Origin of the sequence: Pseudescherichia sp. (assembly GCF_031979925.1) — a bacterium.
Taxonomy (GTDB): Bacteria; Pseudomonadota; Gammaproteobacteria; order Enterobacterales; family Enterobacteriaceae; genus Pseudescherichia.
On the sequence record NZ_DALZFB010000004.1, the window covers coordinates 72,205 to 88,846 of the forward strand.

Below are 16,642 nucleotides of genomic sequence, written 5' to 3' on the forward strand. Positions count from 1 at the left end.
TTATTGCTCCTCATTGAATCCGTTATTGGCGGCGGTGGCAGCAAACCACTCTCCGCTGCGTTTAATCGTCCGCGTCTGGCTGGCTAAATCGAGCTGCACAAAGCCGTAGCGGTTTTTATAGCCGTTGCACCATGACCAGTTATCAATAAATGTCCACATATGGTAACCGAGGCAGTGACAGCCCTCCTGGATACCCTTATGCAGCCACTTCAAATGTCCGGAAACAAACTCAATCCGGTATTGATCGTTAATTTGTCCGTTCTCAATAAAACGCTGCTCATTCTCGACGCCCATACCGTTCTCTGAAATAAAGCAGCGTGGGTTGCCGTAATTAACGCGTAAATTAGTGAGGATGTCGTAAATACCCGGCTCGTATATTTCCCATCCGCGATAAGGGTTCATTTTTCGGCCCGGCATCTCGTAGTAATCAAACAGCCACTCCGGCATAAACGGCGAGGCTGGGTTAACTGCGCTATCACGGCACTTCACGCGTCGCGGCTGGTAATAGTTAATTCCCAGCAGGTCGATTTTGCCGTCGGCAATCAGGGCGCTGTCCTCCGGGAGGCAGACCGGCAGCTGATCGTACTCCTTCAGCAGTGCCACCAGGTCCGCCGGATATTCGCCAACCAGCACCGGGTCGAGGAAGCTGCGGTTAAACAGCAGATCGGCATGGTGCGCGGCGGTCAGATCCGCCGGGTTGTTTGAGCGCGGATAGGACGGCGTCAGGTTGAGGACAATGCCAATCTCTCCGGCGTAGTGCCCGGCGCGGTAGGTGCGAACCGCCGAGGCGTGCGCCAGCACCGTATGGTAGGCCACCGTCGCCGCCCGTTTGAAATCCACTACGTTGGGGTAGTGGAAGTCATACAGGTAACCGCCTTCTACCGGGACAATCGGCTCGTTGAAGGTAAACCAGTGCAGCACCCGGTCGCCAAACAGCTCGAAACAGATCCGCGCGTAGCGGCTAAACGCCTCCACCACCTCACGGTTTTCCCAGCCGCCTCTCTCCTGCATCGCCATCGGCATATCAAAGTGGAACAGGGTGATAAATGGAGCGATCCCCTGGGCCAGCAGCTCATCAATAACGTTGTTATAGAACGCCACCGCCTCAGGATTAACCTCGCCCACGCCGTCCGGGATCAGCCGCGACCAGCTCAGCGAGGTACGGAAGCTGTTGTGGTTGAGCTGCTTGAGCAGGGCGATATCCTGCCGCCAGTTCTGGTAGAAGGTCGACGTGTCCTGCGGACCGACCTGCTGGTGAAAGCGCCAGGGCTGGCTGGCATACCAGTGGTCCCACGTGGTCGTGCTTTTGCCGCCCTGCTGGCTCTGGCCTTCGGTTTGCAGCGCGGAGCTGGCGCTGCCCCACCAGAAATGCTCTGGGAATACGTATTTCATCTCTCTTCTCTCCCGTTAATTACTGGCGAACGGTTCCGGCCAGCGGAGTAACGTCTTGCGCTTTCTGCTCTTCGGTTTTCATTAGCGAACGCTCGTAGGCCCGCAGGAACGGCAAGTACATCAGGGCGGACAGCACCATGCAGATCCCGCACATGATGACCGGACTCAGCGCCCAGTTAGCGGCCCATGACGCGCCGATAGGCGCGGGCGTTGTCCACGGCGTCAGCGAAACGACCTGTGCCAGCCAGCCCAATTTCGTCGCGCCATAGGCGAGGCAGGCGTTAACCATCGGAACGAAGACGAAGGGGATAAACAGCATCGGGTTCATGATGATCGGCGCGCCAAAAAGAATCGGCTCGTTGATATTAAAGAAGCTCGGTACGATGCCCATCTTGCCAATGGTCCGCAGATGCGTGGCACGGCTACGCAGCAGCAGGAAGGCCAGTGGCAGGGTCGAGCCAACGCCGCCAATCAGCAGGTAGTGATCCCAGAAACCTTGCAGGTAGACGTGAGGCAGCGCCGCGCCTGCCGCCAGTGCGGCCTGGTTAGCGGAGAGGTTCGCCATCCAGAAGGGGTTCATAATGCCGGTAACGATCAGCGACCCGTGGATACCGGCAAACCAGAAGATCTGGCACAGCAGAACGGAGAGCAGGATGGCTGGCAGGGAATCCGATGCCGAAACCAGAGGCTCCAGCAGGTGCATAATCGCTTGAGGCAGGATCATGCCGGTTTGCGCCTCGATAAACAGGTTTAGCGGGTGCAGCGTACCGATAATCACCACCACCGGGATCAGGATCTCAAAGGAGCGCGCCACGCCGGTTGGCACCTCTTTCGGCAGGCGGATGGTGATGTTGTTCTGCTTCAGCCACGCATAGACGCGGGTGGAGTAGATGGCGGTGATCAGTGCGGTAAAGATCCCCTGACCGGACAGATATTGGGTGGAGATTTTGCCGTCGGCATAGGGTGCAGCCACCAGCAGGAAGGCCATAAACGCCAGCAGTCCGGACATCACCGGATCGAGATTAAACTGCCGCCCGAGGCTGGCACCGATCCCGACCGAGATAAAAAAGGTCATCACGCCCATGCTCAGGTTAAACGGCAGCATCAGCTGTTCGCGGTAGGTCTGGGAGAAATCGAGCCAGCCGCGCGCGAAACCGTTAGTGGTATCGGCAGAGAAGGGCGGGAAGATAAACACCAGCATAAAGGAGCCGATGATCATAAACGGCAGCGCGGCGGTAAAGCCGTCGCGGATGGCGATGACATACTTCTGTTGCCCCAGTCGCCCTGCCAGCGGCGTGATGGACTGCTCGATAACGGCAACCATGGATTGATATAACGAACTCATAGGAACACCCTTTTAGTGTGCCGCTTCGATGAGCGACAGAGCAAAGTCCAGCACCTTGTCGCCGCGCTGCATACCGTAGTCCATTGGGTTAATGGGCTGAACGGGAATGCCTTGGGCGGCAGCCTTTTCTGACAGCGTGTTGAGCATGTATTTCACCTGCGGCCCCAGCAGAACCACCTGGTAGCGTGGAAACTGGGTATCAAACTCCGCTACGCCGTAAGCATCGATCTCTACCGGTAAACCTCTTTCATCTGCCGCTTCGACCATTTTCCTGACCAACAGGCTAGTGGACATCCCCGCAGAGCAGCACAGCATGATCTTGATCATCATCCCCATCCTCTAAATGTTAAAAGTTATTACAATGGTGATTGGATAACAGATGGAAACCGGTTTCCATCTGTTAGGTGTTGAAGTGTGATACTCATCAAAATCCATAGGGTATATGATAATTTTCCTGGATTTACATCACAGCTTTTTATGGTTCACTACCAGCAATGGGAGCTAAACGGAAAATCGGTTTCCATGGGAAATAGAATCCAGCTATACTGCTGCTGGCGATATTATGCACCATGTTTTGGTTGGTTTTTGGGCTGCGCATGCGGCCTGACAGGGGATAAAGATGTCTACAATCAACGATGTATCACGTCTGGCGGGAGTGTCTAAAGCGACCGTCTCACGGGTGTTGAGCGGGTCACGCGGGGTCAAAGAGGCCAGCCGGCTGGCGGTGCTGAAAGCCGTCGAGGAGCTAAACTACCGGCCCAACGTCATCGCCCAGTCTCTGCTTAGCCAAACCACAGGCTGCATTGGCGTCATCTGCGCCCAGGACAATATCAACCAGACCACCGGCTACCTTTACGCGCTGGAGAAGCACCTTAGCCAGCATCAGAAGCACCTGCTTTTGCGCTTTGCCAACAGTCGCTCGGAGGTGATTAGCGCCCTCGATGAGCTGACCTGCGGCCTGTGCGATGACGTCCTGATCATCGGGGCGCGTTTCCCGCTGAGTAACCTTGGCTATGACGATGTGATTCTGGTGGACTGTGCAGAGGCCGACACGCCGAACAGCATCCAGTTCGATCACGCCTTCGCGGCGGAAACGGCCTGTAACTATTTAATTAGTCAGGGGCGACGGCAGATAGCGCTCATCCACCCCGACATCAGCGGCTCTGCCGAGCGGGTTCTGCTGGGCTACAAGCACGCGCTGGAAAACAACTTCCTGCCCTTTAACCGTAACCTGGTGTTTATGGACGCCACCTCGGCCTCGGTTGCGCTCCAGGTGCTGCTCAACAACGCCTCCACGCTCAATTTTAACGCCCTGCTGGTGGCCGACGAGCAGGAGGCGCAGCGGGTGATTACCCAGCTGCAGGCGTTTAATAAATCGGTGCCGGGTGACATCATGGTCTTCAGCCTTGCTGGCTCCGTGCATCTGCCGGGGATCCCAACCATCCCGGCTATCGAATACTCGATGGACGCGATGGCGGCCCGTATCGTCAGCTGGCTGAGCGAAAAAACCCAGGACGTGCTGGGTTCATGCGTGCTGCGCGGGGATCTGATTATTCCGGATATGCGCCAACGTTGACAGAGCAGGCCCGGCAGCAACGCACCACCGGGCCGCTCGCTTAGTTCACCTTCGGGAAATCCACGACGGTGTCGTTGACCCGGTTAATCATATTGGTGAACAGAATGGCGCTGACCGCGCTGATGGTCTCTACCACCTGACGATCGCTAAAGCCCGCGTCACGGAAGCGGCTAACGGTCTCCTCCGGCAGCGTACCGCGCGTCGTAACCAGCGCTTTCACAAATTTCACCAGGCCATCAATGTGCGCATCTTCTGGATAGTCGGCGCGACGCAGCTGCTCGGTCTGCTCAACGCTGTAGCCTGCCATTTTGCCGGTCAGGGTATGAGCAGCCAGGCAGTAATCACAGCCGGAAGCTTCGCTGACGGCGAGGTTAATTGCCTCCAGCTCGCGTTTGCTCAGGCTGCTTTTCGCCAGCGCGGCGTTGTGCTGCAACGCCTGGGCGAGCATATCCGGCGCGTTGCCAATGGTCTGGTAGGCGTTGGGCACTTTACCCATCCCACGTTTAATGGCGCTGAAGAGTTCAGCTGTCTGGCCAGTGGCGTTATCGGGCTGGATAGTAGTTAAACGGCTCATGATCTTCTCCTGTCAGTTTATGGGTTCCGCCGTATCGGCGATGGACTCATAATAGGGGGCCCGCGGCAGGGCCGTTGCCGCTCATCGTCTCGATTTTTTGTCCTGTCGTCTCAGGAGAAGTTATGGATAGCCTTAGCCAACTACTTGCTATGCTGGCCCCGGAGTGCGCCGTTAACCTGCACTGCCGCTTTTCCGGACGCTGGGAGGCCGACCATCCCCAGCTTGCCGCTGGCACCGTGCCCTGGCATGTTATTCTGCGCGGTGAAGCCCGGCTGGTGATGGCGGGCAGAACGCTTGACGTGCGCGCTGGGGATATCCTGCTGCTGCCCCACGGCTCGCCGCATCTGCTTCAGGGGCTGGTGGAGTGGGGACAGGTCGCGCCCGTAGCGAAACGTCATAACGGGACGCTAATTGAAGTAGAGACCAGCGGGCCGGGTCCTGCGGTAGAGGTGCTGTGCGGCGAGTTTCATTTCGGGCCGGGCTACAGCTGGCTCTTCGCCGACAACGCGGCGCTGATCCATCTGCAAACCCACGACCGGGAAGATTGCCCTGAGCTGGAGCTTCTGCTGACGATGCTAGTGCGGGAGAGCCTGACGCCACAGCCGGGCGGGGCCACAATAGTCAAAAGCCTGGCTGCGACGCTGCTGGCCTTGCTGATGCGGATCCTGCTCTCCCTGCGTGAACCTCCTGCCGGGCTGCTGCGCCTGATGAGCGATAAACGGCTGGCCCCTGCGCTACTGGCGGTACTGGCCGATCCGGCCCATTCGTGGACGATGGAGATCATGGCCGAGCGCTGCTTCTTATCCCGCGCCACTTTTGCCCGCCACTTTGCCCGCAGCTATCACCAGACGCCCCAGGTTTGGCTCTCCCAGCTGCGCCTGACCCTCGCCTCGCGGATGCTAATGGAGGAGACGCAGGCAACCGTGGATGCGGTGGCCGGACGCTGCGGGTTTCTATCACTGGCCTCGTTTACACAGGCCTTTAAGCGCCTGTATGGTATGACTCCGGGCCAGTATCGAAAGAGACCAAGAGCATGATTCGCCTTGAAGATGTGACGCTATTTGTGCGCGCCGCGGCGCTGGGAAGCTTCTCTAACGCCGCACGAGAGGCCGATCTGCTGCCGGGCCAGGTAAGCGCTGCCGTTCACCGGCTGGAGCGGGATCTCGATAAGCGCCTCTTCGCCCGATCCACCCGCAGCCTGCGGCTAACGGCGGAGGGCGAGAAGTATCTGCCGTTCGCTCAGGAGCTGCTGGCCGTGGTGCAGGCCGGCGAAGAGAGCCTGCACAGCGATAACGAATTACAGGGCGAGCTGAAGGTGGCGATGCCATCGGATATCGGGCGCAACGTCCTGCTGCCGCTGATAACCCGTTTCTGCGAAATGCACCCCAAAATCACCCTGCGGCTCTCGCTCTCCGACCAGATCAGCGACGTCTTTCGCGACCCGGTAGACGTTGCCATTCGCTACGGCGTGCTGGATAACAGCAGCTACGTGGCGCTGCCGCTGGCGGAGAACAATCGCCGCGTGCTGGCAGCCTCTCCGGCCTACCTTGAAAAGCACGGACGGCCCGCCAGCCTTGACGAGGTGACGCAGCACCACTGCCTGCTGTTTACCATGAACAGCCACGTCTACGACAAGTGGAGCTTCCCTGAGAACGGCACTCGCCGACCGCTAACGGTCAAAAGCCGCCTGCTCTGTGATGACGCCGACGTGGCGCGGCGCTGGGCCGTAGAGGGCATGGGTATCGTCTATAAGTCGTGGATCGACATCAGCGCCGATGTGCAGGCCGGACGGCTGGAGATGCTGCTACCCGAGCATCCAGGGGAAGCCGCGCCGCTCAACCTCATCTGTCCACATCGCAAGCAGTTTTCTCCGGCTATTCGCCAGCTGCACAGCGTCCTGCGGGAGCACCTAACGGCAATTACCAACCTGCTGCCGGACGTCGCGTATTAATTATGATGTCCTGAATCACTACCCTCTACGTCATTTAAGACATCACGAAAGCGCATAAGATGAGTTCACCAACCCGATAACACAACACAAGGTGAACATCATGAATACAGCATTTCGTGCGGACAGAGGCACGGCAGTGATTACTGGCGCCTCTACCGGTATCGGCGCTATCTACGCCAGCCGGCTGGCAAGAATGGGTTATGACCTGATAATCGTTGCCCGCAACCATAACCGCCTGAACCAGATGGCGAGCCACATTACCGCCGATACCTCCCGTAACGTAGAAGTGATCTCCGCCGACCTGAATCAGCCTGAATCACTGCGGGCACTGGAAGAGAAGCTTCGCCAGGACGCCAGCATCACGCTGCTGGTCAATAACGCAGGCGTCGGCACCCATACCTCCCTGCTCGACAGCGACATTGACCGCATGGAGTCGATGATCGATCTCAACGTGACCGCGCTGACCCGTCTGACCTACGCCGTTGTCCCGGGCATGGTAGCTCGCGGGCAGGGGGCAATTATCAATATCGCTTCTATTGTCAGCATCGCCCCGGAGTTGCTTAACGGTGTTTACGGCGCGACAAAAGCTTACGTGTTGGCCTTCAGCCAGTCGCTGCATCATGAGCTGGCCGAAAAGGGTATTCAGGTACAGGCCGTCCTGCCAGGCGCAACCGCCACGCCGTTCTGGGACAACGGTGGATTGCCGCTCGACCAGCTTGATAAATCCATTGTGATGAGTCCGCAGGACATGGTGGATGCCGCACTGGTCGGCTTCAGCCAGGGCGAGCTGATTACTATTCCTTCACTGCATGCGCAGGAGGAGTGGCAGACGTGGGAAGCCGCCCGTCAGGCCATGATGAAACACCTTTCGTCCAGCGTACCGGCCGATCGCTACCGCACCAGCACAACCCATTAATCACCTGCATATAACAACGTTAAGAAACTGACTGGAGAGAGATTATGAAACTGACCGACAACACAATTTTCATTACCGGCGGCACCTCTGGCATTGGCCGGGCGATGGCTGAGCAGTTCCACAAGCTGGGCAATAAGGTGATTATTTCCGGCCGCCGCAAAACGCTGCTGGATAGCGTCACTGCCGCTAATCCGGGAATGGACTCGGTAGTGCTTGACGTTACCGATGCTGCAAGCGTCCAGGCGGCGGCCGAGAGCGTGTTGTCACGCTACCCGGCGCTGAACGTGGTCATCAACAACGCTGGCATCATGCCCTTTGATAACGCCGCGGGCGTGCAGGATGACGCGATGGCCGTCTCTCTGCTCAACACCAACCTGCTGGGACCGGTACGCGTCACCTCGGCGTTTATCGAGCATCTGAAAAAACAGCCGGATGCGGTGCTGATCAACAACAGCTCGATCCTGGCCTTTATCCCGCTGGCGAGTAACGCGCTCTACTCCGCCACCAAGGCGGCGATCCACTCTTACACTCTCTCGCAGCGCTTTCTGCTGCGTGACACCAGCGTGAAGGTGATTGAGATCTCCCCTCCATGGGTCGATACCGATCTGGTCTACCGCAGCGGTGACGAGCGGGCCATGCCGCTGGACGCCTTTATCAGCGAGACCTTCGAGAAACTGGGTTGCGATAATATCGAAGCTATCGTTGACCGCGTGCTGCCCGCCCGCGCCAATCCGGGCGCGGATGAGCATGCCGTCGTGAATCAGTTCAACCAGGCAATGGTTGAGAACCCTATTCCCGTAGCGTAACCGCTGGCCGGAGCGGGTAAGCCGCTTCGGCTTTAAGAGATCGTGGCGATGAAAAATGAGATTACCGCTCCCCAGCGCCGGGCGCTGTGGGCCTTAAGCCTGGCCTATTTTGTACAGGCGACCGGAGCGCTCTCCGTCGCAGGGAGCCTGGAGCCAATTTCCTATGCCTGGGGGCTGACCGATGCTCAGAGCGCTCGGCTGCTGGCCATTTTCGGTCTGACCTTTGCCATAGGCGCTCCGCTGGCGCAGGTCTTTTTCGGCCACGTCAGGCGACGCCAGCAGGTGGTTGCCGGAATGAGCGTCTTTGGCGTGGGGGCGTTTCTGTTTGCCCTGGCACCAGACTACAGCGTGCTGGTGCTCGCACGGATCGCGATGGGTCTCGGTGCATCGCTGATCGGGCCGGTACTGGTGGCGCTGGGATCGGAGCTGGTGAAACAAAAGGAGCGCGGCAGCGCCATCGCCATGATCCTGCTGGGCGTGTCGATGGCCAGCATGGTCGGCATTCCGCTGGCGGCCTGGGTCGCAAATCTATTAGGGGCGCGAATGCTGTTTACCCTCGTTGGGGCAATGAGCGTGCTGTCGGTCATCAATATTATGCTGAGCGTACCAAACAGCGTCGCCGGGGCAGATATTCGCCTGCGCCAGGTTGGGCAGGTACTGACGGAGCGGACATCGCTGACGGCGTTTCTGGTCGTGTTCTTTATCACTTCCGGCGTCTATGACCTGTATGCTTTCATCTCGCCGATTGTGCGTGATACCTGGCATGGCGACAGCGGCAGCGTGTCGGTTGCGCTGGCGGTGATTGGCGTGGCCGGTATTGTCGGCAACCTGTTTGTCGCGCGGGCCGCCAGGGTCTACAGCGCCGAGCGCCTGCTGACCGCAGGGATAGCGCTGTTGGTAGTGGATATGGTGGTCATCACACTGCTGCCGGGCAAGCTCGCGCTGCTCTATATTGCGCTGGTGTTCTGGGCGTTTGCCACCGATCTGTTGTGGCCTTCGCAGCAGCGCAGGATCGTGGAAATGGCCGATCCGCAGACGCGGGGCATCTCTCTGGCGCTGACCAGCGCCTTTATGTTCTGCGGGATTGGCTTTGGCTCCGCCGTCGCCTCATGGATCTATCCGCTTTATGGCTTTTATGGCGTAATGGTCAGTGCGATACTCTTTCTGCTGCTGGCGCTGGTAAGCCTCTGGCTCTCGGAGCATTTTCGCACGCAGCCCCGCCAGGCGGTGAACGTCTGACTTCTCATTTTCGGTAAGGTGATCTGATGCACAGGATTGGTTTAATTATTTCCGATAATTTTCAGATGCTGGCCCTCTCAACGCTGACCGTTTTTGAGTTTGCCAATATTGTAGCGGGCGAGAATTTTTACCAGACGGCGGTCTACTCAGAGCACGGCGGAGCGGTGCGCTCATCGTCGGGGATTGGTATCGATAGTGCGCCATTATCTGCCGATCTACAGATGGATACCTGGCTGTTGGCGGGCGTGTTGATGCCTACCGAGCAGCCCGCCACGCCGGGAATTATTACCTTTCTACAAACGTCAGCCCGACAGGCAAGGCGGCTGGCAGGGATCTGTACCGGTGCGTTTGTGCTGGCCCAGGCGGGGCTGCTGGAGAACCGACGCGCCACTACCCATTGGGCGCACGCTCCCAGTATGAAACGCCTGCATCCGACCATTCAGCTTGAGGATGATCGCATCTTTATTATTGATGAGGCGATCTGGACTTCGGCGGGTCTCACCGCCGGTCTGGATATGGCGCTGGGGATGGTAGAGAAAGATTTGGGCGCAGATGTGGCTCGCAGCGTGGCGCACCGTCTGGTGATGAACCAGCGCCGCTCCGGCGGCCAGACCCAGCATTCGGAGATGCTGGCCCTGGCACCCCGCTCCGACAGGCTGCAAAGCGCGCTGGAGTATGCGCGTAAAAACCTGCGCAAGCCGCTGACGGTAGATGACTTAGCGGATGCCGTACACATCAGCGCCCGTCAGCTCACACGACTGTTTCGTGCCGAGACCGGCAAATCGCCGGCTAAGGCCATTGAGGGACTGCGCCTTGAGGCGGCCCGGCTGATGATTGAGCAGAGCCGTTTAACTCTCGATGCCATCGCCCGCGAATCCGGCTTTCGCGACCGCCGCCATATGCGCGAAGTTTTCGTCCGTGGCTATGGCGTGCCGCCCCAGGCGCTGCGTCAGGGACGATCTGCATCCCGTGCGGCGTGAACTTTGCCGCGGAAGATCCAGAAGCCCCAGCTGTTGTAGAGAAGCGTAATCGGCACAAATGCGCCGAAAGCAATAAGCATCAGCTTTTGCGTGGCGGGCGGCGCGGCGGCCTGGGTCAGCAGCAGGCCGGGCGGCAGAATGAACGGAAACACCGCCAGCAGCATAGCGCCAAACGCGGTGCAAAAGAGCGTGAGAGCCATAGCCAGCGGCAAAAATTCACCTTTGCGGCGCAGCGTGGCGAGAAGCCCCACCAGCGCCAGCAGCGCGATGAGCGCCAGCGGCCCGCTGTAGCGCCAGGCCAGCAAATGCAGGCGATAATTCTCCTGCAGCTGCATCGTCCAGATAACCAGCCCCGCCAGCAGCGCGGCGGTAAGCAGCGCAAGCCGTATTGCCTGATGCCTGCCCCAGACGGCCAGATCCCCTTCACAGCGCCACACCAGCCAGCAGGCGCCGAGCAGCGCATATCCCACGGTGAGCGAAACGGCACAATAGAGCGAAAACGGTGAAAGCCACGCCAGCGGACCGCCGGTGAAGTGCTCGCCGTTATGCGCTATTCCCTCAATCCATGCGCCCATCGTTGCGCCCTGGCTTAGCGACGCAACCCATGATCCGCCGATAAACAGCGGGTCGAACAGCGCTGGACGCTGGTGGCGAAACTCTATGGCCATGCCGCGCACGATCAGCGCCAGCAGCATGATATAGACCGGCAGATAGAGCGCGCTGTAAAGGATGCTAAAGGCGAGCGGAAAAAGTGCCAGCATCGCGCCTGCGGTCAGCACCAGCCAGGTTTCGTTCCCGTCCCACACCGGCAGAATAGAGATGTTCATCTGCTGGCGCGCCTGTGGCGGCTGAAATGGCGCGAGCAGGCCGACACCAAGATCGGTGCCGTCCAGCACCACGTAGATCAGCACGCCGAAGGCCAGCGCGATGGCGCTAAGCAGCGTTAACGGTGGCATAGAAAGGATAGCCTCAAGCATCGTAGCGCCCCCGTATGCTCTGCGGCGTTATGCCACGTCCGGTCTGCTCCGCCACTTCCGCATTTGGCTCTCTTTCATCATGGGATGGTGCCCTGCCAAGCAGGCGCAGCAAAAACCACAGCCCGATGGCGAAGATAAGCAGATACACCACCAGGATGGCAAAAAAGGAGGTCAGCACCAGCGCGGGGGCGATGGGGGAAGCGCTGTGCGCGGTGCGCAGCACGCCGTAAACCGTCCAAGGCTGGCGTCCGGTCTCGGTCACAAACCACCCGGCGAGCATGGCGAAAAAGCCTGCTGGTGCCATCCATACCATGCCGCGTTGCAGCCAGCGCGAGGTCCATAGCCTGCCGCGCAGACGTGTGACCAGCCCGGCTGCGCCGAAAAAGAGCATCAGCAGCCCAAGCCCTACCATTGCGCGAAACGCGAAAAACACCCCAGGCACCCAGGGAAGATCCTCGCGCGGATACTGGTTCAGGCTATGAATAGTGCCGGTAAGGTTGTGGCGCAGGTAGAGCGAGCCGATATTTGGAATGGCCAGTTCAAAGTGATTGCGCTGCGCCTGCATATCCGGAATGGCGAAAAGCCGCAGCGGCTCGCCCTCGCCGGGCGGCGGCGGATCCCAACTGCCTTCCATCGCCGCCAGCTTTACCGGCTGGTGATCGCGTGTGTTTTCACCATGCAGGTCGCCTATCACAACCTGAATCGGGGTGACGAACAGCAGCAGCCACAGGCCCCAGGAGAACATCAGCCCTGCGCCGCGGTTATCGGGGCGTTTTCGCAGGTGCCACGCCCCTGCGGCGGCGATAAGGCAGGCGGTGGCGAGCATCGCTGCCAGCGTCATGTGAACAAAACGCCAGGGGAAAGAGGGGTTAAAGATCACAGCCCACCAGTCGACGGGCTGAAAACGACCATCTGCCCCAGTGATAAAACCGGCTGGCGTCTGCATCCAGGAGTTAGCGGAGAGGATCCAGAAGGCACTGAAAATTGACCCGGCGGCCACCACGCAGGTAGCGAAAAAGTGCACCCAGGGGCGCACCTTGCCCATGCCGAAAAGCACCACCCCCATAAACCCGGCCTCAAGGAAAAAGGCGACCAGCACCTCCATGTACATCATCGGCCCCATCACTGCACCGGCACGGTTAGCGAGCGCGCCCCAGTTGGTGCCGAACTGAAACTCCATCAGCACGCCGGTCACCACGCCCACCCCAACGTTCAGCGCGAATACCTTGCTCCAGTATTTGTAGAGATCGAGATAAACGCGCTGTTTACGCCACAGCCACAGCCCCTCCAGCAGCATCAGCCACTGGGCGAGGCCGATGGTGAAGGCCGCCAGCACAATGTGAAAGCCGATGGTAAAGGCGAACTGGCTGCGCGCCAGCCACAAAGCCGTCTCCTGGCTTATCATGCTTCCTCCGTTGAGCCTCAGGCGTCGCTCGGTTTACCGCTGAACGACGAAATCGGTTTATCCACTTCTTCCTCCATGCGGCGGGAGAAAGCCTTCAGGCCGTTTAGCAGCGGCGTGAGAGAGTGCCATAGCTCGTCGTCATGCAGCATTTTCCAGGCACCGCGTGCCCCCGGCGCGCTGCCGTTCGCGCTTTGCGGCTGCTCTTCCTCACGGCTCAGTTCGGCCACAAAATCACGCAGGCCGAAGGCGAGCTTGTAGGTCTGCTCCGGCGGAATGGTGGAGAGCGCCATTAGCAGCACGGAGATATTCTGGATGACGTTCAGCGATCCTTTGCGGCTCAGGCCGTCAACAATCACCTTGAGCCAGTCGTTATTACTGGCCACCAGATCGTTGGCGAGGCGCAGCACGCCATGCTCATGCAGCGTCTGTAACAGACGCTGAAGTTCTTCCTCGGCGGTGGGGCCGATTTTCGGCGGCTCCACCTGATACTCAATCGCTTTAGCCATTAAAATTTCTCCGGATTCGGGGCCTGTTCGGGCGGGAGGCGATAGTCGTCGCGCTGCCATTTCTCCTCAACCTGTACATGCGGTATCGGCGTGCGGTTGCCGTAGCGGAAGTTGTGCCGCGGCAGAGGTGAGGGGTGCGGCTCGCGTGAAAGCTTATCCAGCCGGATAGCGATCTCTTTATAGGCCGGCGTGTTAACGTCCGGATCGTGATGTTCGCCCGTCAGCAGGTTAATGCCCGGCTTGCCCTGATGAATAGAGATGAACAGCGTGCCGCCCGCTACGCGGTCGGTGACGACCACGGGCACCTCCAGCGAGCCGCGCCGTGAGGTGAGCTTCACCCAGTCGCCCTCCGCGAGGCCGCGCTCGGCGGCAAGCGCCGGGCTAATTTCCACAAACCAGTCCGGCGACAGCGACATCGTGCGCCCACCGCGCCCGCTCTGGTTGGTTGCCTGGAAATGCTCCAGCATGCGGCCGTTGTTGAGCGTCAGATCGTACTGCTCATCGGGTTCTTCCTGCGGCGGCTGCCACTTAAGCGGGTAGAGAATGGCGCGTCCGTCGGGCGTTTTAAATTTATCGGTGTAGAGCAGCGGCGTGCTTTTGCCCTCCGCCGTGACGGGCCAGACCTGGGAGCTGAAGCCTTCGAGCCGCTCGTAGCTAACGCCTGCGAACAGGGGCGCGATGCGTGCCGCTTCGGCCATAATCTGCGACGGGTGCGTATAGCCCCAGTCATGTCCCATGCGGGCGGCAAGCTCGGTGAGAATGTGCCAGTCCGGTCGGCTATCACCGAGGGGGGCTATAGCCTCGTAGAAGCGCTGAATACGCCGCTCGGTGTTGACGTAGGTGCCCTCTTTTTCCACGCTTGGGCAGCCCGGCAGCACCACGTCGGCGAACTGCGCCGTGCGGCTGAAGAAGAGATCCTGCACCACCAGAAAATCGAGGTTGGTAAAGCCCTCGTGAACGTTAGTGGTATCGGCGTCGGCAAAAGCGGTCTCTTCGCCAATCACATACATGGCGCGAATTTGTTTTGTACGCGCGTGCTCAACCATCTCGAAGTTATCCGAGCCCGCCTCCAGCGACAGCCGCTCCGGCTCGACGCCCCAGGCGCGCGCCCACTTTTCGCGCACGCTTTCATCGCTCACCGACTCGTAGCCGGGGTAGTAATCTTTCAGGCAGCCGAAGTCGCTCGCCCCCTGCACGTTGTTGTGGCCGCGCATCGGGTAGCCACCGGTGCCGGGACGGCCATAGTTGCCGGTTACCAGCAGCAGGTTAGAGAGCGCGGTGCTGGCGTCGGCGCCGTGGCTATGCTGGGTGATACCCATCGCCCAGATGATGCAAACCGCGCTTGCCTTGCCGATAAGCTCAGCGGCGGCGGTGAGTTCCTCAACGGAAAGCCCGGTGATTTCTGCCGCGAACTCCAGCGTGAAGGGCGCCAGCGACTGGCGATACTCCTCTACCTGGTTAACGCGTTCGGCCAGAAACGCCTGGTCAGCATAGCCGTTATCGAACATATAGCGGGCCATCGCCGAGGCCCATACCATGTCAGTGCCGGGGCGGGCGCGCAGGTGCAGATCGGCGCGCTCGGCCATCTCATGACGGCGGGGGTCGACGACCAGCAGCTTCTGCCCGTGATGCTTTCTCGCCGCTTTGATCTTTGCGGCAATAACCGGGTGGTTTTCCGCGGTATTGCTGCCGACGATGACAACCAGATCCGCCTTCTGCAGATCTTCTATCGTGCCCGCATCACCGCCGTAGCCTACGGTACGGAATAGCCCTTGAGTAGCAGGGTTCTGGCAGTAGCGGGAGGAGTTGTCCACGCTGTTGGTGCCGATAATCAGACGGGCGATTTTCTGCGTCAGGTAGGCCTCTTCGTTGCTGCCTTTACTGGAGCCGATAAAGCCGATGCTTTGCGGACCGTGCTGGTTGCGAATTTGCAGCAGGCGGCGCGCCACCAGCTCCAGCGCTTCATCCCAGCTCGCCTTGCGAAAGCGGTCGTTTTCACGAATCAGCGGGGTGGTAAGGCGCTCTTTATCGTTAATAAAATCCCAGGCGAATTTGCCCTTCACGCAGGTAGAGATACCGTTGGCGGGCGCGTCGGCCATCGGCTGCACTTTCAGCACGTGGCGGTCGCGCGTCCAGATCTCAAAGCTGCAGCCCACGCCGCAATAGGTGCAGACGGTTTTGGTGCGTTTGATCTCCGGCTGACGCCAGTGCATGTCCATCACCGAAATACCGGTGACGATTTCCGCGCCGGTGGTGTTTTCGACCGCTTTCACCAGATCGATCATGGGTCGCTTAAGCGACTGTTTCATGCTGGTAAACGGCCCGGCGTCCGGCTGCATGGTTTTCTCAAGCAGCGCATTACAGGGGCAGACAGTGACGCAGTGGCCGCAGCTGACACAGCTTGATCCGGCGATGGTTTCGCCACCGTCCCACAGCACGCGCGGATGCGCCATGGTGTAGTCGATGCTCAGCGTTTCATTCACCTCCACGTTCTGGCACGCCTCCACGCAGCGGCCGCAGAGAATGCATTGATCGGGGTCGTAGGTGTAGAACGGGTTGGAGTGGTCTTTCACGTAGGGCTTACGCTGATACTCATAGCGCTGAATGGGGATATGCATATCCGCCATGGTGTTATGCAGCGTACAGTCGCCTGTGTTGTGCTCGCAGACGGTACAGTAGAGCTCATGCTTCGCCAGCAGGCGGTCCATCCCCTCATGCTGCGCCGCCTCGGCAAGCGGCGTGCGGCTGGCTATCTCCATGCCTTCTGCGCTTTTAAGCGAGCAGCCGCGCACCAGTTCGCCATTGTATTCCACCCAGCAGACGTCGCAGGTTTGCATCGGTTCAAGCGATGGGTGGTAGCAGACATGGGGCAGCTTCAGGCCGCCCGCGGTTAGAAAGTCGATTAACGGGACGTTCGCCGGGCCAGTAACCGGCCTCCCGTCGTAAAACAGGGTACACAGGGGCTCGCTCATTTT

The 16,642-nt window shown here is 59.5% G+C and carries 15 protein-coding genes; 7 read left to right on the plus strand and 8 right to left on the minus strand.

The genetic code is table 11. The annotated features are described in order from the left end of the window. The 3 genes from RTM13_RS08710 to RTM13_RS08720 are packed head-to-tail and all read right to left on the minus strand — an operon-like array spanning position 1 to position 3,064. On the minus strand, positions 1-1,392 hold the full coding sequence (locus RTM13_RS08710; RefSeq protein ID WP_312211670.1) for a glycoside hydrolase family 1 protein: 1,392 nt from the start codon (positions 1,390-1,392) through the stop codon (positions 1-3). 19 nt (positions 1,393-1,411) lie between these two features. Next, complete coding sequence (locus RTM13_RS08715; RefSeq protein ID WP_312211671.1) at positions 1,412-2,737, minus strand: PTS sugar transporter subunit IIC; 1,326 nt, start codon at positions 2,735-2,737, stop codon at positions 1,412-1,414. A 12-nt stretch (positions 2,738-2,749) separates the two neighbouring features. Further along, the gene (locus tag RTM13_RS08720) at positions 2,750-3,064 is read right to left on the minus strand and encodes a PTS sugar transporter subunit IIB (protein ID WP_312211929.1); all 315 of its coding nucleotides are present in this window, start codon (positions 3,062-3,064) and stop codon (positions 2,750-2,752) included. A 292-nt stretch (positions 3,065-3,356) separates the two neighbouring features. On the opposite strand from RTM13_RS08720, the gene RTM13_RS08725 reads away from it, so the two are divergent. Continuing rightward, positions 3,357-4,313, plus strand: a complete 957-nt coding sequence (locus tag RTM13_RS08725) for a LacI family DNA-binding transcriptional regulator (RefSeq protein ID WP_312211672.1) — start codon at positions 3,357-3,359, stop codon at positions 4,311-4,313. A gap of 40 nt (positions 4,314-4,353) precedes the next feature. On the opposite strand, the gene RTM13_RS08730 is transcribed toward RTM13_RS08725, so the two are convergent. Continuing rightward, the gene (locus tag RTM13_RS08730; RefSeq protein WP_312211673.1) at positions 4,354-4,887 is read right to left on the minus strand and encodes a carboxymuconolactone decarboxylase family protein; all 534 of its coding nucleotides are present in this window, start codon (positions 4,885-4,887) and stop codon (positions 4,354-4,356) included. A gap of 122 nt (positions 4,888-5,009) precedes the next feature. On the opposite strand from RTM13_RS08730, the gene RTM13_RS08735 reads away from it, so the two are divergent. From RTM13_RS08735 to RTM13_RS08760, 6 genes are all read left to right on the plus strand, one after another. After that, positions 5,010-5,924 (plus strand): AraC family transcriptional regulator, encoded by a 915-nt coding sequence (locus RTM13_RS08735; protein WP_312211674.1) that lies wholly within the window; start codon positions 5,010-5,012, stop codon positions 5,922-5,924. Then, complete coding sequence (locus RTM13_RS08740) at positions 5,921-6,838, plus strand: LysR family transcriptional regulator (protein WP_312211675.1); 918 nt, start codon at positions 5,921-5,923, stop codon at positions 6,836-6,838. The genes RTM13_RS08735 and RTM13_RS08740 overlap by 4 nt, the downstream gene beginning before the upstream one ends. A 100-nt stretch (positions 6,839-6,938) precedes the next feature. Beyond that, positions 6,939-7,754, plus strand: a complete 816-nt coding sequence (locus tag RTM13_RS08745; RefSeq protein WP_312211676.1) for an SDR family oxidoreductase — start codon at positions 6,939-6,941, stop codon at positions 7,752-7,754. Positions 7,755-7,798: 44 nt separating this feature from the next. Beyond that, on the plus strand, positions 7,799-8,560 hold the full coding sequence (locus tag RTM13_RS08750) for an SDR family oxidoreductase (protein ID WP_312211677.1): 762 nt from the start codon (positions 7,799-7,801) through the stop codon (positions 8,558-8,560). Positions 8,561-8,608: 48 nt separating this feature from the next. Then, positions 8,609-9,799, plus strand: coding sequence for an MFS transporter (locus RTM13_RS08755; RefSeq protein WP_312211678.1), 1,191 nt, complete (start codon positions 8,609-8,611; stop codon positions 9,797-9,799). Between the two features lie 26 nt (positions 9,800-9,825). Next, positions 9,826-10,779, plus strand: coding sequence for a GlxA family transcriptional regulator (locus RTM13_RS08760; RefSeq protein WP_312211679.1), 954 nt, complete (start codon positions 9,826-9,828; stop codon positions 10,777-10,779). Here the strand turns inward: RTM13_RS08760 and RTM13_RS08765 are convergent. Genes RTM13_RS08765 through fdhF form a run of 4 tightly spaced genes read right to left on the minus strand, consistent with a single transcriptional unit; the run spans position 10,749 to position 16,639 of the window. Then, positions 10,749-11,756 (minus strand): cytochrome d ubiquinol oxidase subunit II, encoded by a 1,008-nt coding sequence (locus RTM13_RS08765; protein ID WP_312211680.1) that lies wholly within the window; start codon positions 11,754-11,756, stop codon positions 10,749-10,751. The two genes, RTM13_RS08760 and RTM13_RS08765, sit on opposite strands and share 31 nt — an antisense overlap. Next, complete coding sequence (locus tag RTM13_RS08770; protein ID WP_312211681.1) at positions 11,749-13,161, minus strand: cytochrome ubiquinol oxidase subunit I; 1,413 nt, start codon at positions 13,159-13,161, stop codon at positions 11,749-11,751. The genes RTM13_RS08765 and RTM13_RS08770 overlap by 8 nt, the downstream gene beginning before the upstream one ends. Before the next feature lie 17 nt (positions 13,162-13,178). Further along, positions 13,179-13,667, minus strand: a complete 489-nt coding sequence (locus tag RTM13_RS08775) for a DUF1641 domain-containing protein (protein ID WP_312211682.1) — start codon at positions 13,665-13,667, stop codon at positions 13,179-13,181. Then, positions 13,667-16,639: a formate dehydrogenase subunit alpha gene (gene fdhF / locus RTM13_RS08780; RefSeq protein ID WP_312211683.1), complete on the minus strand. Its 2,973-nt coding sequence runs from the start codon at positions 16,637-16,639 to the stop codon at positions 13,667-13,669. The genes RTM13_RS08775 and fdhF overlap by 1 nt, the downstream gene beginning before the upstream one ends. Positions 16,640-16,642: the final 3 nt, after the last annotated feature.